The organism is Xenorhabdus sp. KJ12.1, from assembly GCF_963876495.1.
Lineage (GTDB): Bacteria > Pseudomonadota > Gammaproteobacteria > Enterobacterales > Enterobacteriaceae > Xenorhabdus > Xenorhabdus stockiae.
In genome coordinates this window covers 133,236-155,256 of record NZ_CAWNQH010000094.1, presented here as the reverse complement: position 1 = coordinate 155,256, position 22,021 = coordinate 133,236, and the positions used below count along the sequence as shown (strand labels likewise).

General features: G+C 42.9%; 22 protein-coding genes. 17 read left to right on the top strand and 5 right to left on the bottom strand.

Annotated elements, in window-relative coordinates:
• The first annotated feature begins 88 nt into the window (after window positions 1-88).
• The 4 genes from potA (at window position 89) to potD (ending at window position 4,121) form a co-directional block, all read left to right on the top strand.
• The gene (potA, locus tag AACS92_RS17250) at window positions 89-1,204 is read left to right on the top strand and encodes a spermidine/putrescine ABC transporter ATP-binding protein PotA (RefSeq protein WP_099109015.1); all 1,116 of its coding nucleotides are present in this window, start codon (window positions 89-91) and stop codon (window positions 1,202-1,204) included.
• A complete protein-coding gene (potB, locus tag AACS92_RS17245; RefSeq protein ID WP_099109014.1) occupies window positions 1,188-2,048 on the top strand; it encodes a spermidine/putrescine ABC transporter permease PotB in 861 nt (286 codons plus the stop codon). The genes potA and potB overlap by 17 nt, the downstream gene beginning before the upstream one ends.
• Window positions 2,045-2,824 (top strand): spermidine/putrescine ABC transporter permease PotC, encoded by a 780-nt coding sequence (potC, locus tag AACS92_RS17240; RefSeq protein WP_099109013.1) that lies wholly within the window; start codon window positions 2,045-2,047, stop codon window positions 2,822-2,824. The genes potB and potC overlap by 4 nt, the downstream gene beginning before the upstream one ends.
• A gap of 244 nt (window positions 2,825-3,068) precedes the next feature.
• The gene (gene potD, locus AACS92_RS17235) at window positions 3,069-4,121 is read left to right on the top strand and encodes a spermidine/putrescine ABC transporter substrate-binding protein PotD (protein WP_099109012.1); all 1,053 of its coding nucleotides are present in this window, start codon (window positions 3,069-3,071) and stop codon (window positions 4,119-4,121) included.
• Window positions 4,122-4,179: 58 nt separating this feature from the next.
• On the opposite strand, the gene AACS92_RS17230 is transcribed toward potD, so the two are convergent.
• Window positions 4,180-5,052 (bottom strand): phosphorothioated DNA-binding restriction endonuclease, encoded by an 873-nt coding sequence (locus AACS92_RS17230; protein ID WP_099109011.1) that lies wholly within the window; start codon window positions 5,050-5,052, stop codon window positions 4,180-4,182.
• 16 nt (window positions 5,053-5,068) lie between these two features.
• Here AACS92_RS17230 and AACS92_RS17225 point away from each other — a divergent pair, with 16 nt between their 5' ends.
• The 9 genes from AACS92_RS17225 (at window position 5,069) to AACS92_RS17185 (ending at window position 13,662) form a co-directional block, all read left to right on the top strand.
• The gene (locus AACS92_RS17225; RefSeq protein WP_193756876.1) at window positions 5,069-5,263 is read left to right on the top strand and encodes a hypothetical protein; all 195 of its coding nucleotides are present in this window, start codon (window positions 5,069-5,071) and stop codon (window positions 5,261-5,263) included.
• Window positions 5,264-5,432: 169 nt separating this feature from the next.
• The gene (locus AACS92_RS17220) at window positions 5,433-6,833 is read left to right on the top strand and encodes an RtcB family protein (protein WP_099109010.1); all 1,401 of its coding nucleotides are present in this window, start codon (window positions 5,433-5,435) and stop codon (window positions 6,831-6,833) included.
• Window positions 6,834-7,301: 468 nt separating this feature from the next.
• The gene (locus AACS92_RS17215) at window positions 7,302-7,616 is read left to right on the top strand and encodes a DUF3761 domain-containing protein (protein ID WP_099109009.1); all 315 of its coding nucleotides are present in this window, start codon (window positions 7,302-7,304) and stop codon (window positions 7,614-7,616) included.
• Between the two features lie 666 nt (window positions 7,617-8,282).
• Window positions 8,283-9,062, top strand: a complete 780-nt coding sequence (locus AACS92_RS17210) for a protein bax (RefSeq protein ID WP_099109008.1) — start codon at window positions 8,283-8,285, stop codon at window positions 9,060-9,062.
• Window positions 9,063-9,299: 237 nt separating this feature from the next.
• Window positions 9,300-10,721, top strand: a complete 1,422-nt coding sequence (locus AACS92_RS17205) for an MBOAT family O-acyltransferase (protein ID WP_099109006.1) — start codon at window positions 9,300-9,302, stop codon at window positions 10,719-10,721.
• A complete protein-coding gene (locus AACS92_RS17200; RefSeq protein WP_099109005.1) occupies window positions 10,708-11,856 on the top strand; it encodes an SGNH/GDSL hydrolase family protein in 1,149 nt (382 codons plus the stop codon). The genes AACS92_RS17205 and AACS92_RS17200 overlap by 14 nt, the downstream gene beginning before the upstream one ends.
• Window positions 11,831-13,048: an SGNH/GDSL hydrolase family protein gene (locus AACS92_RS17195; RefSeq protein WP_099109004.1), complete on the top strand. Its 1,218-nt coding sequence runs from the start codon at window positions 11,831-11,833 to the stop codon at window positions 13,046-13,048. Before AACS92_RS17200 ends, AACS92_RS17195 begins: the two co-directional genes overlap by 26 nt.
• Before the next feature lie 88 nt (window positions 13,049-13,136).
• Complete coding sequence (locus AACS92_RS17190; protein WP_099109003.1) at window positions 13,137-13,388, top strand: type II toxin-antitoxin system Phd/YefM family antitoxin; 252 nt, start codon at window positions 13,137-13,139, stop codon at window positions 13,386-13,388.
• The gene (locus AACS92_RS17185; protein ID WP_099109002.1) at window positions 13,378-13,662 is read left to right on the top strand and encodes a type II toxin-antitoxin system RelE family toxin; all 285 of its coding nucleotides are present in this window, start codon (window positions 13,378-13,380) and stop codon (window positions 13,660-13,662) included. The genes AACS92_RS17190 and AACS92_RS17185 overlap by 11 nt, the downstream gene beginning before the upstream one ends.
• A gap of 56 nt (window positions 13,663-13,718) precedes the next feature.
• On the opposite strand, the gene gntU is transcribed toward AACS92_RS17185, so the two are convergent.
• From gntU to gntR, 3 genes are all read right to left on the bottom strand, one after another.
• The gene (gene gntU, locus AACS92_RS17180) at window positions 13,719-15,056 is read right to left on the bottom strand and encodes a gluconate transporter (RefSeq protein ID WP_099109001.1); all 1,338 of its coding nucleotides are present in this window, start codon (window positions 15,054-15,056) and stop codon (window positions 13,719-13,721) included.
• The gene (gntK, locus tag AACS92_RS17175; protein ID WP_099109000.1) at window positions 15,053-15,592 is read right to left on the bottom strand and encodes a gluconokinase; all 540 of its coding nucleotides are present in this window, start codon (window positions 15,590-15,592) and stop codon (window positions 15,053-15,055) included. The genes gntU and gntK overlap by 4 nt, the downstream gene beginning before the upstream one ends.
• A gap of 221 nt (window positions 15,593-15,813) precedes the next feature.
• Window positions 15,814-16,809, bottom strand: a complete 996-nt coding sequence (gene gntR, locus AACS92_RS17170) for a gluconate operon transcriptional repressor GntR (RefSeq protein ID WP_099108999.1) — start codon at window positions 16,807-16,809, stop codon at window positions 15,814-15,816.
• Between the two features lie 188 nt (window positions 16,810-16,997).
• Here gntR and AACS92_RS17165 point away from each other — a divergent pair, with 188 nt between their 5' ends.
• The 4 genes from AACS92_RS17165 to AACS92_RS17150 all read left to right on the top strand — a co-directional run bounded on the left by AACS92_RS17165 (window position 16,998) and on the right by AACS92_RS17150 (window position 20,844).
• The gene (locus AACS92_RS17165; RefSeq protein ID WP_099108998.1) at window positions 16,998-17,426 is read left to right on the top strand and encodes a bleomycin resistance protein; all 429 of its coding nucleotides are present in this window, start codon (window positions 16,998-17,000) and stop codon (window positions 17,424-17,426) included.
• A gap of 138 nt (window positions 17,427-17,564) precedes the next feature.
• Window positions 17,565-18,557: a hypothetical protein gene (locus AACS92_RS17160; RefSeq protein ID WP_099108997.1), complete on the top strand. Its 993-nt coding sequence runs from the start codon at window positions 17,565-17,567 to the stop codon at window positions 18,555-18,557.
• Window positions 18,557-19,708 (top strand): BamA/TamA family outer membrane protein, encoded by a 1,152-nt coding sequence (locus AACS92_RS17155; protein ID WP_099108996.1) that lies wholly within the window; start codon window positions 18,557-18,559, stop codon window positions 19,706-19,708. Before AACS92_RS17160 ends, AACS92_RS17155 begins: the two co-directional genes overlap by 1 nt.
• Window positions 19,702-20,844, top strand: a complete 1,143-nt coding sequence (locus AACS92_RS17150) for a DUF4056 domain-containing protein (protein WP_241537901.1) — start codon at window positions 19,702-19,704, stop codon at window positions 20,842-20,844. Before AACS92_RS17155 ends, AACS92_RS17150 begins: the two co-directional genes overlap by 7 nt.
• A 105-nt stretch (window positions 20,845-20,949) precedes the next feature.
• Here AACS92_RS17150 and AACS92_RS17145 read toward each other — a convergent pair whose 3' ends face one another.
• Entirely contained in the window at window positions 20,950-21,987 is a 1,038-nt protein-coding gene (locus AACS92_RS17145) for a zinc-dependent alcohol dehydrogenase family protein (RefSeq protein ID WP_099108995.1), read from the bottom strand.
• Between the last annotated feature and the right edge of the window lie 34 nt (window positions 21,988-22,021).

Below are 22,021 nucleotides of genomic sequence, written 5' to 3'. Positions count from 1 at the left end.
CGGAGAAATAATGCTTCCTGTTAGCTGACACAGTCTTTTCCCGTGGCGGTTCTATCTGCATTATTCCAAGGGATAGATGATAGCATAAATGACTGAGAATACCTCTCTGATACCACTCGTTGAATTAAAGTCCTTAAGTAAAGGCTTCGACGGCAAGCAAGTTATTTCACAGCTCGATCTGACAATCAATGATGGCGAGTTTCTGACCATCCTTGGTCCATCCGGTTGTGGTAAAACCACAGTACTTCGTCTGATCGCCGGGCTGGAAGATGCTGATAGCGGCAAAATTTTATTGGAAGGGCTGGATATTACTGATATCCCGGCCGAGAACCGTCATGTTAATACGGTTTTCCAAAGTTATGCCCTGTTCCCTCATATGACCGTATTTGAAAATGTTGCCTTTGGACTGCGTATGCAGAAAACACCGGAAAAAGAGATTGCTCCGCGTGTTGAAGAAGCATTGCGTATGGTGCAGCTTGAAGAGTTTGCTCAACGTAAGCCCGCACAGCTTTCCGGTGGTCAACAGCAGCGAGTGGCGATAGCTCGTGCGGTTGTGAATAAACCCAAAGTTCTTCTGCTGGATGAGTCACTGTCAGCGCTCGATTATAAGCTGCGTAAGCAGATGCAGAATGAGCTGAAAGCACTCCAGCGTAAACTCGGTATTACTTTCATTTTCGTCACGCATGATCAGGAAGAAGCGCTGGTCATGTCTGACCGTATCGTGGTTATGCGCGATGGGCGTATCGAACAGGATGGTTCTCCGCGCGAGATCTACGAAGAGCCGAAAAATCTGTTTGTTGCCCGCTTTATCGGCGAAATTAATATCTTTGACGCCAAAGTATTGCACCGTATTGATGATCAGCGGATACGTGCTGATGTGGAAGGCCACGAGTGTGATATTTTCACCGCTCTGCCAGTAACCGCCGGACAAATATTGAAGGTGCTGTTGCGCCCGGAAGATCTGCGGGTAGAAGAGATCAATAATGGTGAGCAGGTATCGGGCCTGATTGGTTATGTTCGCGAACGTAACTACAAGGGAATGACGCTGGATTCCGTGGTCGAAATGGAAAACGGCAAAATGGTGATGGTAAGTGAATTCTTTAACGAAGATGATCCGGATGTTGACCATTCCCTGAACCAGAAGATCGCAGTCACTTGGGTAGAAAGCTGGGAGGTTGTGCTGGTCGATGAAGAAGTCGCGTAAACTATTCCAGAACATCGTCATTACAGGCATCGTATCCTGGCTGATGTTGTTTGTCTTTCTGCCGAATCTGATGATTATCGGCACCAGCTTTCTGACGCGTGATGATGCCAATCTGGTACAGATGGTATTCTCTCTGGACAACTATAGCCGCCTGTTCGACCCACTATATGCAGAAGTGTTAATACACTCGCTGAATATGGCGGTTATTGCAACTCTGTGTTGCTTGGTTATCGGCTATCCGTTTGCCTTTTTTCTGGCGCGGATGCCGAAAAAATTGCGTCCTCTGATGCTGTTCCTGCTTATTTTGCCATTCTGGACAAACTCGTTAATCCGCATTTATGGATTGAAGATGTTCCTCAGCACCCGTGGCTACATGAATGATTTTCTGTTGTGGACAGGAATTATTGAGAAGCCGCTGCGCCTGATGTACACCCCGGAAGCGGTGGTGTTAGGGCTGGTTTATATTCTGCTGCCATTTATGGTGATGCCTCTTTATTCAAGTATTGAAAAGCTGGATAAACCCTGTCTGGAAGCCGCTCGCGATTTGGGAGCAGGGAAGTTACAGACTTTTATCCGTATCATCATCCCACTGACGATGCCGGGTATTGTTGCTGGCTGTCTCTTAGTTCTGCTGCCGGCAATGGGGCTGTTCTATGTCTCTGATTTAATGGGCGGTGCGAAAAACCTGCTGATTGGTAACGTCATTAAAAGTCAGTTCCTCAATATTCGAGACTGGCCGTTTGGTGCGGCAACCAGTATTTGTCTGACGTTGGTAATGGGCATCATGTTGTGGGTTTACTACCGTGCGGCTAAGCTGCTGAACAAGAAGGTGGAGCTGGAATGATCGGACGCCTGTTGCGCGGTGGCTTCATGACCATCGTTTATGCTTACCTGTATATCCCGATTATTATTCTGCTGGTAAGTTCGTTTAACAAGTCACGCTTTGGTATCAACTGGCAGGGTTTTACAACTGAATGGTACAGTCTGTTATTTAATAACGACAGTCTGCTGCAAGCAGCGGGGCACTCCCTGACAATGGCTGTAGTCTCCGCAACATTTGCTACATTGATTGGTTCATTAACGGCAGTTGCGCTGTATCGTTATTCGTTCCGTGGCAAAAAATTTGTCAGTGGGATGCTGTTTGTGGTGATGATGTCACCAGATATTGTGATGGCGATTTCACTGCTGGTGCTGTTTATGTTGCTGGGCGTTTCACTGGGCTTCTGGTCACTGTTGTTTTCGCACATCACTTTTTGCCTGCCGTTTGTGGTAGTAACAGTTTATTCCCGTCTGAAAGATTTTGATGTCAAAATGCTGGAAGCTGCCCGTGATTTGGGGGCAAGTGAATTAACGATTCTGCGTAAGATTATCCTGCCACTGGCGATGCCGGCCGTGATGGCGGGATGGTTACTGAGCTTTACCCTGTCTATGGATGATGTGGTTGTTTCTTCATTTGTGACAGGGCCGAGTTATGAAATTCTGCCACTTAAGATTTACTCAATGGTGAAAGTAGGTGTTTCGCCGGAAGTGAACGCACTAGCTGCTATTTTGCTGGCTTTGTCACTGGTATTGGTACTGATTAGCCAATTTGTGATGCGTGATCGCACGGGTAAGTCTTAGGAATATTTTTAGCGTAGTCACTCGTTGGCTACGCTTTCACTTTCTCAATAACCTTATTTTTCTCTCAATTAATCAGCATTTCTTTCCTAAACCTTAATTTGGTAAGGAATAAGTGGCTTTACCCCATGTAAGGGCGCTTTTATAATAGCCGTTTTTTGGGGTAGGTTTATATCGAGCCTGCTGTATATGGGAATGACGCGATAATAACGCATCAACTGCGGGGAAACACTACATGAAAAACAGCATGAAAAAGTGGTTCTATCTGTTAGCCGCCGGGATGATGGCATTAAGCATTGGTTCGGTAAATGCTGCTGCCGAGAATGATGGCAAGACACTCTATTTTTACAACTGGACTGAATACGTTCCGCCTGGTCTGCTCAACCAGTTCACTAAAGAAACCGGAATCAAGGTGATTTATTCCACCTATGAATCCAATGAGAGCATGTACACCAAGCTGAAAACTTATAAAGACGGCGCTTATGATTTGGTTGTGCCCTCCACTTACTTTGTCTCCAAGATGAGCAAAGAAGGGATGCTGCAAAAAATCGATACCAGTAAGCTCAAGAATTTCCATAATCTTGATCCTAATCTGCTGCATAAGTCATTTGACCCAAAAAACGAATATTCCATTCCTTATATTTGGGGTGCGACAGCGATTGGTGTTAACAGTGATAATATCGATCCAAAAACCCTGACTTCTTGGGCTGAGTTCTGGAAGCCTGAGTACAAAAACAGTTTGGTATTGACGGATGATGCCCGTGAAGTCTTTCAGATGGCGTTGCTGAAGCTGGGGTATTCCGGCAATACGACAAATCCCAAGGAGATTGAAGCGGCGTATCAGGAACTGAGAAAGCTGATGCCAAATGTACTGGCGTTCAATTCAGATAACCCTGCTAATCCATTTATGGAAGGTGAAGTTGATGTCGGCATGATGTGGACAGGTTCTGCTTATGTTGCCCGTCAGGCGGGAACGCCTATTGATATTATCTGGCCGAAAGAAGGTGGAATTTTCTGGATGGATAGTCTGGCTATTCCGGCAAATGCCAAAAATGTCGAAGGTGCGATGAAGCTGATTGACTTCTTGCTGCGTCCAGAGATTGCGGCCCAAGTTGCAGAAACCATCGGTTATCCGACACCGAATCTGGCTGCGAAAAAATTATTGCCAGCTTCTGTATCAGGGGATAAGTCACTGTATCCTGATGAATCGGTGATCCAGAAAGGGGAATGGCAGAGTGATGTTGGTAATGCCAATGTCCTGTATGAAGACTATTTCCAGAAACTGAAAGCAGGTCAGTAATTCAGTATTAAATTTAGCTATAAGGGAGCATTTGACTCCCTTTTTTAATATTTACACGTTATTGCTTAAAGACCTGATTGCGATGCCAGATAACAAAGCTTTCTGACGGATAATAATCTTTTTGTTTGGGAAGTAATATTGACTGATTCGCGAAATTCCAGAATAACTGCCTGACCATCGGGCCGCCATTAATGTTCTCTGATACCAGTAATCTCATATTATCGTCAATACTGATGGAACCCATATCGAATGCAGAATGGTGCAATGAACAGAGAGCGATACCGTTATTTATCGTACATGGCCCACCGTATTGCTTCCATCTGATATGGGCCGCTTCCAGACCGACGGGGGTATCATCATGCCGAAGGTTATAACCGCATATTGCACACTCATAGTTATAGGCTCGTAGTATTTGCTGACGAAAATGGGGATCTCGCATCTTGCGGATATCACTCAAAGAGAAATCCAGTTGATTGGCGATCAGCTCCTGTATGCTATCAGGGAAATGCTCACTAAGGATCTGTTGTGCCAGTTTATCGATTAAGGCGGGTTTACTACGTAACAGTTGGTAGCTTTGTGGCTCGAAACCACCTTTAACACCAAATTCAATCAGTTCGCGTTTTGGCGGCTGTTTGCTACCTTTTTGTGGTGTGCATAGTTCAGTATTCTGTAATTCCCAGAAACCATCGCCCCGCAACCGCCAGAATGGTAAATGGGGTTCGTGGCTTTTACGTCTTGGCCCGAAATGAGCCAGAAGATTTAATAATGGCTGGTGGATTTCTTTTCCATAATCAAACAGTCTTTCGTGGCCTTTCTGGTACTGAGAGAGTACATACAGTAATAATAGTGGCTTATGAGGTGCACGTTGATCGCCTTTGCGCCAGACAGAAAGGTTTGAAATAGCGACTTGTAGTTCTTTGATAGTAGGCATTTAAGCTGTCTGATTAATGGATAAAGGTATTGCGATCATGCTCGCAAAAGTAGCGGAGGGCAAGGTGTTGCGCTTAATATGTGAATCCAATAAATTGAGATATCAAAATAAAGCTCATTGGGACAGTTGGTTTGATGATGAAAATCCTACGCCTGATTTTATGGTTGATAGGTCGCAGCCAGATGAGCAAAACCGAGAAGAGTTCAATTAAGCAAAGATTAAAATTTAACAATTAGATTAATGAATCCTCTTTACATCTTGAATTTCTACAACTAGTATACCCAGCTCAAATCTTCCTGAATTATGCTGCTGCAGGAAAAACAAGACTTCTTCCCTCTCAAAACGGAAGAAGCGATTTTTTGTTTTTCTAGGTAGCTTACATGTCTACATTAAATCGTTTACAAAAACGTCTGTCCCGTCAGGGAATTGAAACTTATTACGAAAACAATACTTATCATTTCAATCAAAATCAGGTGGAAGCCAAAGTCCTGTTACCGGAATCTTTGCCACTGGAAGAAAAAGCTGTACAGCAATTGCTTGATTTGGCTTCGGTTCGGGTTCCCGGCAGTGATGCAAAAGTTTGTCAGGCTCGTGCAACACCAGATTTTCATCCAGGCACGACAGCGCCTGTAGGTAGTGTTGTGGCAACCACAGAAGATTTAGTGATCCCTGCTGCAATTGGTACGGATATTAATTGTGGTATGCGTCTGCTGACAACCGGGTTGAGCTATGAAGAAGCAAACAGCCAGAAAGAAGCATTGGTTCAGCAGCTAAAAAACGTCTTACTATTGGATCAACGCAATGTCCCTGTTACTCCCCGATCATTTAGCGCCTTATTTGATGAGGGATTGGCTGCGTGGTTGCAGGAATTACCCCGACAAGGAATTTGGCAGCAGGCTGATTTCAGCCGGATGTATGTTGAATTAAACGCAGTATTGAGTACACATGCAGTAAAAGCTCATAGTCGATATGCTCCGGAAGCGTTTTTTGAGCAGCGGGAAATTATCCGGCCAGCCAGCCTAGGAACGGTTGGCTCTGGTAATCACTTTGTTGAGTTGCAGATCGTGGATACTATTTTCGACAGACATGCCGCTTATGCTGCTGGTCTGCGCGAGGGGGATATCTTGATAATGATCCATACCGGCTCACGGGATGTTGGGTTTTATGTTGGTCAGCGTTGGTCTGATAAAGCGAAGGCACTTTGGCCTGCGGCAGAAAAATATCCGGCCTCCGGTCTGTTTGGCCTGACGGCGGAACATGCTCAGGAATATTTATTGGCGATGGGTGTTGCTGCACGTTATGCGTGGGCGAATCGTATTGTCCTGACTGAATTAGTGCGTTCGCAATGGCAAAAGGTATTCGAACAGGATAAAAGCCGTCTGCTTGTCGATCTCTCGCATAATATTATTTTTCCTGAACAGGGAATGAACCTTCACCGTAAAGGTGCAACTCCGGCGCGAGCCGGGGAGTTGGCATTAATTCCCGGTTCAATGGGGGATTATTCTTATCTCGTCATGGGAAAAGGTCATTCAGACTGGTTATGGTCATGCTCACATGGTGCCGGTCGTTCAGTACGCCGTCAGGAGATGCGTAGTAAGGCTCTAAAACCACAAGAAAATCGCGGTTTGCCGTGGCAGTGCATTACTCTGAAAAGTGAGCGTTTACGGGAAGAGGCACCTTCGGCTTATAAACCCATTACACCTGTCATCGAAGTTCAGGAACAAGCTGGATTAATTAAATCAGTGGCAAGAGTCAGGCCATGGCTTACGTTTAAAGCCTGATATTAGCGAAGATTTAAAGGCTGGTTTTGACCAGCCTTAATTATCAAAGCAACATCTTTAGTTATTCTTTATCATCTTCATTCAAATAAAAATCAATATTTGATGATTTTTAATAATTAATTGAACAATATATTTCATATGAAATTGTGAATTCATAGTTATTTTATTTTTTTATTGTTTTCAGAAAACAAATGAATTTATCTGGTTTTAATAAACATTAAATAGCCATTGAGTTTTTATAAGTCAATGAATCAATCCCCTTTGCTTTTCCAGTCAGAAACAGGTATTGGATTACTATATAATTAAACTTGATTTTTTATTTTCCCCTTACGTTGAATAAATGTTTTCATAGTCTATTAAGTTATAACCATTATTTATGTTAAGTTTGTAATCGCATCATTCAAAGCTATACTCCAAACTGCAAGAGTTGATTTCGGGTTAAAGTACTTCTAACCAGAGGATTTATATATGAAGAACTTGAAGTTATCAGTTGCGGCATTACTGGTGTTGTTTTCAAGTGCAGTACTTGCAGCGCCAGCAGTACCAACAGAGCCTGTTTCTAAGCCTGTGATACCTGTGGAAAAAAGTATAAAATCGGTAAAAAATAAAACCGGTTCATTAGAAAAACAAGTGCAGAAGAACAGTAAGAAATCAACAAAGAAAAGGAAAGCGACTCCAACAAAAGCGGTGAATACCGCACTTTGTAAAGACGGAACATATAGTAAGAGCAAATCACGCAAAGGCGCATGCTCTCGCCATGGCGGGGTTGCCAAGTGGTTGTAGTTTTCTGTTGATTTCTTATCATATCCAATTAGGGAGCCTAGGCTCCCTAATTATTTTCCAATTGATATCGTTTTAATTGGTTCAAAAGAATATATCGACTACCGTAGAAAATAGAATTTTACCGATATTAGTAATGTGTTTTTTATTTGAGAATGTATTTAATTATAATGAAAGATGAGATTCAATTTTTATTGATAGGATAAGTGTGGATGAGGTTATATTAAATCAATTGATTTAAAATGACCCTGTTACTTATTTAACTTTATTGTTTAAATATAACTAACCAGCAAAATAGATAATGAGAAATAGATAAAATCATATCTGATAATTGATGTAGTATCGCTAATGTTTTATCAATCGAGTAAACGTGGGTGGATGGTGATTTTTTTATTTAAAATAAATGGGTTGATAATGTTTTTCTGAACATGAGTTTTCTATTTTTAGGTGGTAAATTAATATGTTAATAGGTATTATTTCGGGATAAAAATCCAATAATTATTACACTTATTTACTATGTTGAGTGAAAAATATAGATTATTATCAGTAACGTGCTAATATTCGTTACGTAAATAGTTTGTGCGAATCACGAATAAAGATAGCTATAGGTTAATTGCTTTGTTAATATTCGTGTGTTTTCAACCAGAGTAATAAAACGAGGAGAAGCAAATGCCCTCTCGAATGATGAGGACAACTGCGGTCTTCGCTTTCTTTCTCTCTTTAATCTTTACTGGTTTGAGCAGTGCTTCAAAAAATAGCTCAAAAATGGAAGAGTATTCTCACAGTGGCATCAAACATCATTTGCCTGATTTGCGAAAATACCCTTCTGGCGTACCCAGAAAGAAAGCGTTTTTGAACCTTGTTGTCCCTGTAATTGATAAGCATAATCAACAGATTATGCGAGACCGTAAATGGGTTCTGTCACACCATCATACTTCTAAATGGTCTGCACAGGATATCAGGAGGTTGCAAAGGATCTGTTCTGATTACAAAATGACTTGTACCTCACCACAACGCACCAATTGGCAGAAGTTAATTAGTAGAGTTGACATCATTCCAACCCATTTTGTTGCTACTCAGGCCGCAGCAGAATCTGGTTGGGGAACATCAGAACTTGCGCAGAAAAACAATAACCTGTTTGGAATGCGCTGTAGATCATGTGGTCATGCCAAAGGGAAAGTCAAAGGCTATTCCGTCTATGATACGATTGAAGATTCGGTCATTGCCTATATGAAAAATATGAATACGCACCGTGCTTATGAGTCACTGCGTATTTCACGCGCCAGGCAACGAACAGAGCAGAAGCCGCTGAATACCAGCAAACTTATCGATAATTTGCATGGTTATTCTGAATTAGGTGCTGTCTATAATCGTTATTTACACCGGGTATTTGATGGAAATAAGGAATTGATTTCACAGGTACTGGAATACGATAGTTATAGCCAATAAGGCAAGTAATATGGTAATTCATCAAATAATCCGCACCGTATTAATTACGCTGCGGATTATTTTTATTACGACATCTTCAGTTAATAGATTTGGGAGTACATGCCAGAGGAAACGGTATATAGCTAATAAAAAAGCAATCGATATATTATCTATTGTAAATATAAACAAATTCCATAACATAGAGGGGATCGGGATTGTGTTTTTCCTACAATGATAAATGGTTAGCTAGAGCCTAATATGAACTTCTTTTCTTTTGAGTTTCTTGGAGCATTTGTTATTCTGCTCTTTGTTTACTGGCTGTTACAGAAAGCCCCCAGGCTACAAAATGGATTGTTAATTTTAGTTAGTTATTTATTTATATTCTCTTTTTCAGCAAATTTTGTTTATGTTCTATTCATCTACACTCTGTTTATTTACTTTTTAGCCAATATTCTCAGTCGGTATTTATCTCATAAAATTATATTTACTTTACTGACATTGGGTATCCTTAGCTGTTTTACTGCATTTAAATACTATTCTTTCTTTCAGGAGGCAATACAACAGGCATTAGGTAGTATAGGTCTTAATGTAGAGCTACCGGTTCTTGAACTGTTATTACCGTTAGGTTTGTCATTTTATGTTTTTCACTCAGTCAGTTATGTAGTTTCTGTCTGTAAGAAAGAACTTTCACCCGCCTCATTACCTGACGTTATCCTATATCTTTGCTTTTTTCCAAGCCTTGTAGCAGGCCCGATCAATCGGGCCAAAGATTTTCTACCACAGATTCAGGCATCATCCAGAATCATTCTGGAACCCTTGAAAGCCTTGCTTTTGATTGCGCTGGCTGTTGGAAAGCTATTTCTGCTCAGTGCAACACTGACCGAAAATTTCGTTAATCCGGTATTTGAGGATCCGGCTGGTTATCATGCAGGTCAGGTTTTGGTAGCGATTTATGCTTATGCATGGAATATCTATTTTAATTTTTCCGGTTATACCGATTTGGTAACAGGGATAGCGTTATTACTCGGCTTCAGAGTACCGCAGAATTTTAATGCCCCTTATCTGGCAGAGAACCTGCAGGTGTTTTGGCGTCGCTGGCATATCAGCCTGTCCACCTTTATCCGTGACTATGTTTATATTCCTCTGGGAGGAAATAAAAAGGGCGCTATCCGCAAAAATTTGAATCTGTTTGCTGCGATGGTTATCTCTGGATTGTGGCATGGTGTGGGAATAAATTTTATTCTTTGGGGCGCTATTCACGGTCTGGGGCTAATCTTCCACAATATAAAGCGCTTCCTGTTTTCTTCATCAGGAAAACGTCATGAAACATCAGCTAAAAACCCTGTTTTGTTATTTTTATCCCGTGTGATGACATTCCATTTTGTTTGTCTGGCATGGGTGTTTTTCCGAAGCCCAACACTGAATGATGCTTTGACGGTATTGGGTCAGCTTTTCTCCGGTGATATCTTGGCATCTTTGCTTTCCAGTAGTGCTTTGCTAGCCACCTTTTGGGGGCTGTTTATTGCTTATCCATTACTGGCGAAGATCAGAAATTCAATGGAAAGAAATTTCCGGCATATTTCATGGCTATATTATCCGGTTCCTCTGGCACTGGTTCTCACATTGGTATTTATATTGTCACCTTCCGGAATGCCTGGGTTTATCTATGCTAACTTCTGAATTTACATCTACATTTAAGAATGTCGGACGGGTTATTTTCATCGTTTTTTTGACCACACTACTGTTAATCTGGCTGAATCAAAGTTCACTGGATAATTTCTGGCAGCAGAAATATCACCGTAATAGCCCGTGGACTGTTCTGAAAGGTGAGCCGCTATGGGATTTGGGGAATAATATACAGCAAGGGGTTGTTGCGGCTGGTGAGACGTTTATAGCATATGCAGGCGGCCATCATCAGGAAAAATCACAGCAAGCTCGTGATAATGGTGGATCTTCCCCCGCATTATTACCTGAATTTCAGGTTGGGTTACATTTTTTGCAGGGCTATATTTATCCGGTAGAGAGTCGTTATTTAAAGTTTCCTGATTTATTAAGGAAGGATATTAAAATCCCATCATCACCTTTATTGGTCAATAATCAAAAGACCAATCGTTCCGTTGAGATTATTCAGAAAACGGAGGTCAGGTTAGGAAACAGGGATAAGGTACTTTTTGCCGGAGATTCGATGATGCAAGGAGTGGCTCCACATCTGAAGCGCCGTCTTTATCAGGAATATGGTATTTCCGGCATCAATTTGAGCAGACAAAATACCGGACTGACTTATTCTGGTTTCTTTGACTGGCCGAAAGCGATCCGCAATGCGTTAAATCAGGATCCGGATATCAGGTTGGTTATCGTATTTTTAGGGCCGAATGATCCGTGGGGTATTCCTGCCAAGCCCGGAGAAAGTTACCTGAAATTTGCGAGTGAAAGTTGGGAAAGTGTTTATCGCCAGAGGATCGAAGTTATCCTTAATGATGCCCGTGAGCATAATGTTGATGTTATCTGGATCGGGCCGCCTAATATGCGTCAGAAAAAGCTTTCCGGCAATATGGCTTACCTCAGTAAATTGTATCAGGCGGAGGTGGCAAAAATGGGTGAGATTTATGTTTCCGTCAATGATATGTTCAAATATCAGTCAGAAAATTACTCAGATTATATTGGTGATGGCAGCAGTACAATCAAACTCAGAAGTGGTGATGGTATTCACTTTAGTTTGAGTGGGCAGAAAGTCATTGCTGACTCTATCTTTTCATTAATCACCGCTATTCAGGAGCCAGTTGAGGAAAATGCAGCCATTCAGACAGTTCCATAGGTTTTACCGGTTAATGGGTGCAGGTTTAATCCTCTTGCTTTCTATGGGCTTATTATCATGCCATGAAAAAAAGCCTCTACCTCCATCGGAATCTCAGGTAACGCAGATAAATTATCAGAAGCAGCTAGTGGACTTTTCTGAGCCTAATCTCGCATTGTTGGCTGATAAATTGCGCCACAGCCATTCCCAGACGCTGCATATCGTACAATTAGGAGACTCCCATACTGCTGCTGATTTTTTCACAGGTAAGCTACGGGATTTATTTCAGCAACGCTATGGTGATGCGGGGCCAGGTTTTGTCAGCCCGATGACAATTCCGGGCCAGCGCAATGCGAGAGTTAAATTCTCCGGTGATAAGACGGGCTGGTGGCTTTCTTCCAGCCGAAAAGAGGACAGGGCTGATTTTCCTCTGGGTGGGTTTATCGCTATGCCTGAACGTGCTGGCAGCACAATAACAATGAATTTATCTCCGTCTGATAATCACAAGTATCGAATGCGTGTTCTTTATCAGTCTCATGATGAAACTTATTTGAAGCCGCAATCCTCTCTTTTATGGCGATTACCTGCGACACAAAGTGAATGGCGTTTTTCACCGGATAACCCTGTTTTTTTTCCGCTTAAGCTCTCCGCACACGATGCTCAGTTAAAAATTGGTGGCTGGCTGATAAGTCGCCAGAATAGCGGGGTTCTGTTATCTGCACTCGGGATTAATGGCGCGACCATTAATATGCTGAATAAATGGCAGCCGGAATGGATTAATACTCTGGCACAAGTGAAGCCGGATTTAGTTATTCTCGCCTATGGCACGAATGAGGCTTTTAATGATGCTTTAGACCTTGATGGCTATCGTCAGGAACTGATCGCAAAAATACAGAAGATCCGCAGTGTGATACCAGACGCGGTGATCCTGCTGATTGGCCCGAATGATTCTTTGAAAAACAAACATGCGATAGGTTGTGAAGAGCAGCAACCTGCCTTGCTCAGAGATGTTATTCGGATTCAGCAGGAAGTCGCCAGCAAACAACATACTTTGTTCTGGAACTGGCAGGCATTTATGGGAGGAACATGCTCAATTCGCATCTGGGAGCAACAGGGTCTTGCGCGTCCTGATTATATCCACCTTTCTGCTGCGGGTTATGAACGTAGTGCGGAAGGGCTTTATAAGCAGTTTATTGATTTAATTGGGGAGTAAATCGGTGGTGAGGGCAGGATGCCAAAAAGATCTTAAAATAGCACTTTTAAAGGTGCTATAATAAGTCTTTATTAATAAGGAGGACAGTATGTCATATCAGATTCTGACAACGATAGCAGCCAGTATTACCGATCTAAAACGTAACCCAATGGGAACGGTTGCAGATGGAGAAGGTGGGGCTGTTGCTATTTTGAATCGCAATGAACCCGCATTCTATTGTGTACCTCCAGAGCTTTATGCGTACTATTTGGAACTTGCCGAAGATGCTGAGTTAAACAAAATGGCTGATGAGCGGATGGAGTTTCCTGAATTTGTGAGCGTAAATCTCAATGAGTTATAGTCTCAAATTTGAAAAACGGGCATTGAAAGAATGGGGAAAGCTCGGTCATCCCGTTCGGGAGCAATTTAAAAAGAAGTTGGCTGAACGTATGGAAAATCCACATGTTCCATCTGCTCGGTTAAGTGGCCGTCATAACCGCTATAAAATAAAATTACGTTCTTCTGGTTACCGTTTGGTTTACGAAGTTAATGACAATGAGATTGTTTTACTGGTTATCGCAGTAGGTAAACGAGAAGGAAATGAAATTTATTTAGCGGCGAACAAACGTGACTAACAAATAAAAACGGCACCTTATCCATCAGATAACGTGCCGTTAATTTTTTAAGCTTATTACAGCAGGGCGAAATAGATCATACCGATAATGGCCCCGGTGGTGCCTAAAATCGTTTCCATGATCGTCCAGGTTTTTAAGGTCTGTCCTTCAGTTGCTCCGGTAAATTTGCCGAACAACCAGAAACCGGAGTCGTTGACATGGCTGAGGATCAGAGAACCCCCTGCGATACAGACGGATAGTGCTGCCATTTGTGCACCGGAATAACCTAATTCACCGATAACAGGCAGCACTAAGCCGACAGTGGTCAGGCAGGCAACAGTGGCAGAACCCTGAATCACACGCACAGCTCCCGCCAGAATAAAACAGGCCAGAGCGATTGGCAGACCAGCCCCAACCAATGCGTTACCTAATGCTGGGCCTACACCGGAATCAACCAGTACCTGTTTGAAGACTCCGCCCGCACCAGTCACCAATAGGATAATTCCTGCTGGCTGGAGTGCCGCAGAGCACACCTCCATCACTTTTTCTTTGCTCATACCACGACGGATTGCCAGACCATAAATAGCCACCAGGCAGGCAATTAAAATCGCAGTAAACGGATGTCCGATAAATTCCAGCCACTGATACAAAGTTGATTGTTGATCAACAAAACGGGCGGCGATAGTTTTCAAACCGACTAATATCAGAGGGAACAGTACCAATGCCAGACTTAAAGCAAAGGAAGGCATCTGGCTCTTACCGATGCTTGGGGTACTCAGATCGTTGGGTAAATCCAGTGTGACATGTTTACTGATGAAATTACCGTATATCGGGCCAGCCAGTAACATGCCGGGAATTGCTGCACTCAGGCCAATCAGGATCATCCAGCCAAAATCCGCACCCATTTGGGAAGCCAACATCATTGGCGTCGGCCCCGGTACCAAAAATGCCGCCGCCGCTGCAACACCGGCAAACAGAGGGATCGCCAGTTTTACGACATTACCGCCAGTCCGGCGCGCAACAGCAAAAACCACACCTATCAACAATACGACTGCCACATCAAAAAACAAGGGTAATGCACAGATAAGCCCCGCAACACCCAGTGCATAATTAGCCCTTTTTTCACCGAAACTACCCAGTAATTTCACAGCAATCTGATCCAATGCGCCCGTTTCATGCAGGATTTTTCCAAACATTGCACCGAGCGCAACAACGACAGCAAGGAAGCCCAGTGTGCCGGACATGCCGTTTTGCATCGTTTGGGTAATTTTTTCTAATGGCATACCGGAAAACATACCGGCTCCCATTGAAACCAGCATTAAGGCGATAAAGGCGTGCATTCTGGCCTTCATCACTAAAAACAGTAACAGAAGAACAGAGCCGACAGCTGTCAGCACCAACGTTAATGTACTCATGAATGTCCCTCAGTAATACGTTCAATTGTTATAATTGTATTGTTAATTACTTCATCAAGACTCGGTTTGATATCAATGAAATGAACATCTTTTTCATCAATTGTCGGCTCTTCCAGTGTCTCAAATTGTGAGATAAGCATTTGCGGTTTGAAAAAGTGCCCTTTACGAGCTTTCAGGCGGCTTTCAATTAATTCAAAATTCCCCTGCATATACAAAAATGACAGATTTTTATTGCCGCTACGCAGGATATCCCGATAGTGTTTTTTCAGGGCTGAACACACCAGCAAAGAAACGCTATTAGTACGTTGCATGGCAAAAATAGCATCGTTGAGAGCTTCCAGCCACGGTTGGCGATCATCATCATTTAGGGCATGGCCTTCAGCCATTTTATGAATATTGGCGCGGGGATGAAGAAAATCACCATCTAAAAAAGCGGCACCCAGTTCACGGGCAACACCATTGGCAACGGCAGATTTACCGCTGCCGGATACCCCCATCAATATAAAAACGTGGTTTGGTCGCTGGGTATCGCTCATATAAAACTCCTTTATGCAGATTTTGCCACTTGGCTATCCCTGTGACTGATCTGCAAAATTTTCTCTGTGAAATATTACCCGTGTAATGTTACCGGTAACTATCTATCGGCAACATTATCAGTAGCAAAGGATGGTGAGCAATCAATCAAGATTGGCAAAAAAGGAAAATGTGAGGCTTATCGCAATTGAAGGTGGGAAAGCATCATATTAAGCTACAAAAATTAAACACTTTCGCCTAATGAAAGTGTAAACCCAACATCAATAAGGGTTTGTTCCAGTTTTTCACCTTTCAGGCGAGCGAGTAATGCTTCTGCCGCCTTGCGCCCCATTTGGTCACGAGGAGTCAATACACTGGCAAGTTTTGGTGTCATTACCTGACCAACATCATGCCCGTGAAAACCGGCAACAGAGATATCTTCCGGTACGTTGATCCCCTGACGCTGACATTCAAAAATAGCACCAATCGCGATATCGTCATTGGTACAAAATAGCCCATCGACATCAGGGTATTTCAGGTAGGTTTCCTGTAAGAGCTGGGCGCCTAATGAGTAGGATGAACTCGCCGTCGTCATCATTTTCTTTGGTTGTAGACCAGCGCTACGCATTGCCACTTCATAGCCCTGTAGACGTATCAGTGTCCTTTCATCCTGTCGGGCACCGAGATAGACGATACTCCGGCATCCACGTCCGATCATGGATTCCGTCATCTGACGTGCAGCTTCAAAATTATCAATACCGACAGCGACATCAAGGCAGGGTGAGACACTGTCCATTAATTCGACGACGGGAATACCGGTAGTTTCCAGTAATTTTAGTGTTTTAGGAGTATGCGTTCGTTCAGCCAGTATCAGACCGTCAATATTATAGGAAAGCAGGGAGAGCAGACGTTCTTCTTCTTTCTGTGCAGAGTAACCGTAATGAGCAAGCATAGTCTGATAGCCATGACGGTCAGTCATATATTCAATACCGCGGATTACTTCAGCAAATACCTGATTAGTCAGTGAAGGCAGTAAAACACCGATTGTTCGGCTGGTGGAGTTGGAGAGAATATCCGGCACACGATTAGGAATGTACCCCAGTTGATCCAGAGCTGCCGCAATCCGTTTTCCCAGAGGTTCAGAAACTTGGTTGGGATTGCGTAAGAAACGGCTGACTGTCATCTTGGTGACACCGACGAGATCTGCAACATCTTGTAAAACAGGGCGTTTTTTCTTCATTTTCAATGCGGTGTAACCAATATTGGGGGGGACAAACTAATAAAGTGTGTTTTTAACATATTTGGACATCATGATAATACGATTTTTAGCAAAAAACTCTGGCTAACTCACATTCCATAGATGCTCTATTTATTCATAAGCTGCCATAATGTTTTTGTAGATAGGAAATCAGAATAAACCGGATAGATATGAATACAACGACTGATATAACCTATTGGAACCGAATGGTTCCTGAGCTGACGGTTACGGATTTTTCGCTTTCTTTTGATTTTTATCAGCGCATATTGGGTTTTAACGTTTTGATAAGAAGGGAAGATCCCGATTTTGCTTATCTGAGTTTAGGGGAAGCACAACTCATGCTGGAAGCATTTCATGATAGTGGCTGGAATACCGGAGAGTTGAGTAAGCCACTGGGGCGTGGGATTAATCTCCAAATTGAAGTGGATAATGTTACTTCTTTACTGGTTAGTCTGAAGGATAACGGTATTAAATTGTATCGATCAGTAACAGATAATCATTATTGCATCGGCGAGACTTCGGTATGTCAGCGCGAGTTTCTCGTGCAGGATCCTGATGGTTATTTGCTCCGATTTAGTCAGTTTATCGAGAGTACATGAAATAATTAGGATGAAAAACAATCAACTCTAAATGATTTATTTCATGTTAGTTATTCATTTTTAAGCATTTTAGGTTAACTTTAAGTGGCAGAGGTTATGCTAGTCTGCCGAGTCCTCCATTTTTCCTTTGAGTTTATTATGACCTTAACTAACTATAGCAAATTGTTAGCAACTGCATTCTGCCTTGTAACTTCATATAGTTATGCAGACAGTGAGCGCCCACTTTTTTCATTGACGATGACTGAGTCTGGTGTACAGCAAACTAATAGCGATGGTAGTTTATCCCATTCAGCTAAATCAGAGTCCCGTATTCTGCCGATTTGGGGGGATGAAGCCCGAGCCAGAGGCTATGATCTTCCTGAACCATTCGGAGTCAGTTATGGTTATATGAACCTGCGCCAGAATGTAATTGTGGATAGTATTAAGTTTGAATTTACTAATCCACAAATAAATGAAGCGTGGAAAGATCAAATTATTGTTAATGCAGGGAATACCCGGAGCAGAAATGAAACTCATTTATTGAAACTAGATACATGGGTTTTACCTTTTCTGAATGTATACGGTGTTTACGGAAAGACTAAAGGTAAATCTGAAACAAATTTAGATAATATCATCGTATTTGGTGATGATGATACTTTTAAAAATACTCCTTTCGAACTCAGTTTTAAAGGAAAAACCTATGGTGGAGGAGCAACATTTGCGGGTGGATATAATCAGTTTTTTGCCACCTTGGATGCAAATTATACCAGAACTAATTTGGATATTTTAGATGGGGATATTAGCGCTTTTGTTGTCACACCTCGTGTAGGTTATGAATTTGTCTTCAATCCATTAATTCCCGAGAAGGGAAATAGCAAAGTTCAGGTATGGGTTGGTGCTATGTATCAGGACATTACTCAGCGTTTTAAAGGTGATGTCAGCAAACTGAACTTACCATCTGAAATTGATAGTCTATTTAATATGCTTAAGTCTAGCTCAGATATAAATTTCGACGTCAAACAACACCTTGCCCATAAATGGAATAATACAGTTGGTGCTCGTTTTGAGGTCACCCGTAATTTCAATCTATTATCAGAAGTTGGTTTTGGTAACCGAAACAGCTTCTATATTTCCGGCGAGTTTCGTTTTTAATGTTGCGCTTTACGATTATCAAAAGGCTGGTGATATCCAGCCTTCTTATTTTGACTACCTCAGCTGCTTATGCAGATATCCTGCCTGACCGCAAAAAAATTGACGGCTGGCTCAGTGAGCTAGGTGGCGATAATCAGTTCGACGCCAGCAAGAAAATTGACTGGGGTGTATTGCCCGGCCCTTTTTATACACCGGAAATGGGAGTGGGGCTTGGTGTAGCTGTAGTCGGGCTTTATCGCCCTGACAGTCACGACGATATTAGTCAGAATTCTTCACTGGGGCTCAGTGGGTTTGGCTCATCCACCGGCGCTTTTGGCCTCAATTTCACCAATTATAACTTTCTTGCCAGTGACCAGTGGCGGTTATTTGTTTCTGGTACCCTCAATAACATACCTACCTATTATTGGGGAAAAGGTTACAGAGCGGGAAAAGATAACAGTAATAAACAAAGTTATCGTTCGCGTGAATTTGATATTCGTCCCCGAGTGCTTTACCGCGTTGCTGATGCCACTTATATGGGGCTGGGTGTGAATTTTTCCTCCGTTAATGCCGGTGATACCGATGCTCAGGCAAAAAAATATTTTGAACAGTCTGTTGGCGGGGCTTCGGTTATCAGTTCAGGTGTAAGTGCATACTTTAGTTATGATAGCCGGGATTTCCTTCCCAACCCGCAGTATGGTCAGGCGATTGAGCTGATTTACACCTATTTCTCTCCTGAATTAGGAGCAGACTATCGTTTCTCTACGACACAGTTACAGTTCTCGACTTATCACCAGTTATCTGAAAAAACGGTACTCGCTTTTGATAACTATGCGCGTTTTAGTGCCGGTGAAGTACCGTGGAACCAGCTATCTTTGCTAGGGAATAGTCTGCGTATGCGCGGCTATTATGAAGGGCGTTACCGCGATAAAAATATTTTCACAACTCAGTTGGAGCTGAGGCATAAGCTGGACTGGCGTCACGGCGTTGTCGGCTGGGTTGGAATGGGAACGCTGAGTGATACTCCGTCAACGTTGGGAGAACGACATTGGCTTCCTTCAATTGGCGTCGGTTATCGTTTTGAGTTTAAACCACGTATGAATGTCAGGTTAGATTTTGGTATTGGAAAAGGCAGTACCGGGTTTTATTTTCAGGTTGGAGAAGCATTTTGAAGTATTTGGTCACACTACTGTTAAGTTTTCTGCTGACAGCCTGCCAAAACAAATCAGCACCGGTTACAACTATTGATCCGATGCTCAAAAGTACGACACATGAACAGGCAAAAACGGACTGGTTAGCCCTGCCCCCTGTTAAATCTCCCGAAGGTTTAAGAGCATGTTGTGCATTCGGTTATGATCTTAAAGTGAATACATTAGGGGTTTCTGTACCTCTCTATCATATTGATAACATTGTTGAGGCAGAGAAATTGGGAGAACATCACTATAACGATAGCTTTCTTGGTGCAAGCGCGGCGTTATTGGGTGTCAGCAATGAAAAAATCGGCCTGCTCTATACCGAGAAAGGTGGATTCATTGATATTTCCCATGTCAGGGATACTGCGGACTATACGCTTTATCTTTTTAGCCAGATTTATGCGCGCCTTGGCCAAGAATGGACATTGTCTTTGGATGATGAGCTGGCAGCACGTAAGATTCGCTTTTTTGCATTTACTCCGCCCACAGATCCCGCAGAACGCTATACCCTGAGTGCGTATTTGGCTGCAAAGCTGGCATTTCAGTTAGCTGCCTGGCATGAGATTGCCCAATGGTACGGTTATCAGTCTATTCCCGGTTTTTCAGAGGCGATTTCAGCCTTTTCCCCGGAAGATCTCTACTCCAACTTATTGGGCGCGAGACTGGCGCTGACGCTTATTCTGCAAGGTCAGGCATCTTCTGTGAGTCACTTTTCTGTTGCGATTGCGAATATCCTGCCAATGGCCTTAAATGAGCTGGGCGCTTACGACAGGTCAGGCACAAAGAGGATGTTTGATAAGGTTGATGGTTTATGGTGGAACAGTTACCAGCGTATTCCACAAAAGTTTCTGGTATTACGCAGGAATTATGAAACCCAAGATGATCGTTATCCATTAATGCCTTTCGGCAAGGAAAAGTTTGCTTTACGCCTTTCGTTACCGGATTCCTATCGGGATTTTTCATTGGATAAACTGGCTGAATTTCAGTTATGGCCAACAAAGAGCATGAAAGACTTACCTTCCCCGCAACATTACTGGTCAGTAAAAGATTTTTCAATGTTGGCGGAAAATGCTGAAAAACAAGACAGGTATCAACAACAGTTGAATGGCAAATAGTTTTTGTGACACTCAGTCGTATCGTGTTTTACCTGCTGTCTTTCAGCGGGTTTCAGCATGTAGCAGGAAAAGTTGCGGAATGACAACTTTTTCTGCTACATCAATTTATGCTGACAGGACGATTTTCAATGCTTTCTCTTTGGCGGCATTCCCAAATATGTCATAAGCGGTCTCTATTTCACTCAATGAATAGTGGTGAGTGACCAATTTTTCCGGTGAAATCTTACCGGATTGAACGCTTTTCAACAGCATGGGAGTGCTGCTTGTATTGACCAGCCCAGTGGTGATGGTGATATTTTTGATCCAGAGATTTTCCAGATGTAAATCGACGGGTTTGCCATGAACACCAACATTAGCAATAAACCCGCCTGCGGCAATGATATCCTGACATATCTGGAAAGTCGCAGGGATCCCTACACACTCAATAGCAACGTCAACACCAATGCCATCAGTCAATTTGTGGATGGTTTCAACCACGTTTTGCCGTGTCGGGTTGATAATTGTGTTGGCACCAAACCGCTGAGCAACGCTGAGGCGATTATCATCGGTATCTATCATGATGATATGTGCCGGAGAGTAAAACTGGGATGCCAGTAGCGCAGAAAGTCCGACAGGCCCTGCACCAATTAAGGCGATGGTATGACCCGGCTGAACCCTGCCATTGATAACACCAATTTCAAGCCCGGTCGGCAGAATATCGCTGAGCATTAAGGCGGCTTCTTCATCAACACCTTCCGGCAAACGATGAAGACTATTATCAGCGTGGGGAATACGTACTTTTTCTGCCTGCGTACCGTCGATTTTATGCCCCAGGATCCAGCCCCCATCTTTGCAATGCGCATAAAGCTGGCGCTTACAATAGGGGCAGCTACCACAGACGGTAATACAGGAGATGATAACTTTATCACCGACTTTGAGGTTACGGACAGAATCGCCGATTGACTCAACAATACCAATACCTTCATGGCCCAGTGTCCGGCCCTGCTCAACAGTAGGAACGTCTCCTTTGAGGATGTGCAGGTCTGTCCCACAAATGGTGGTTTTGACAATGCGAACAATAGCATCCGTGGGCTCAATGAGTTGGGGTGGCGCTTTCTCTTCCCAAAGTTTTTTTCCGGCTCCGTGATAAACAAGTGCTTTCATATAACCCCCTTCACAATGGTTTTACAATGTTAAG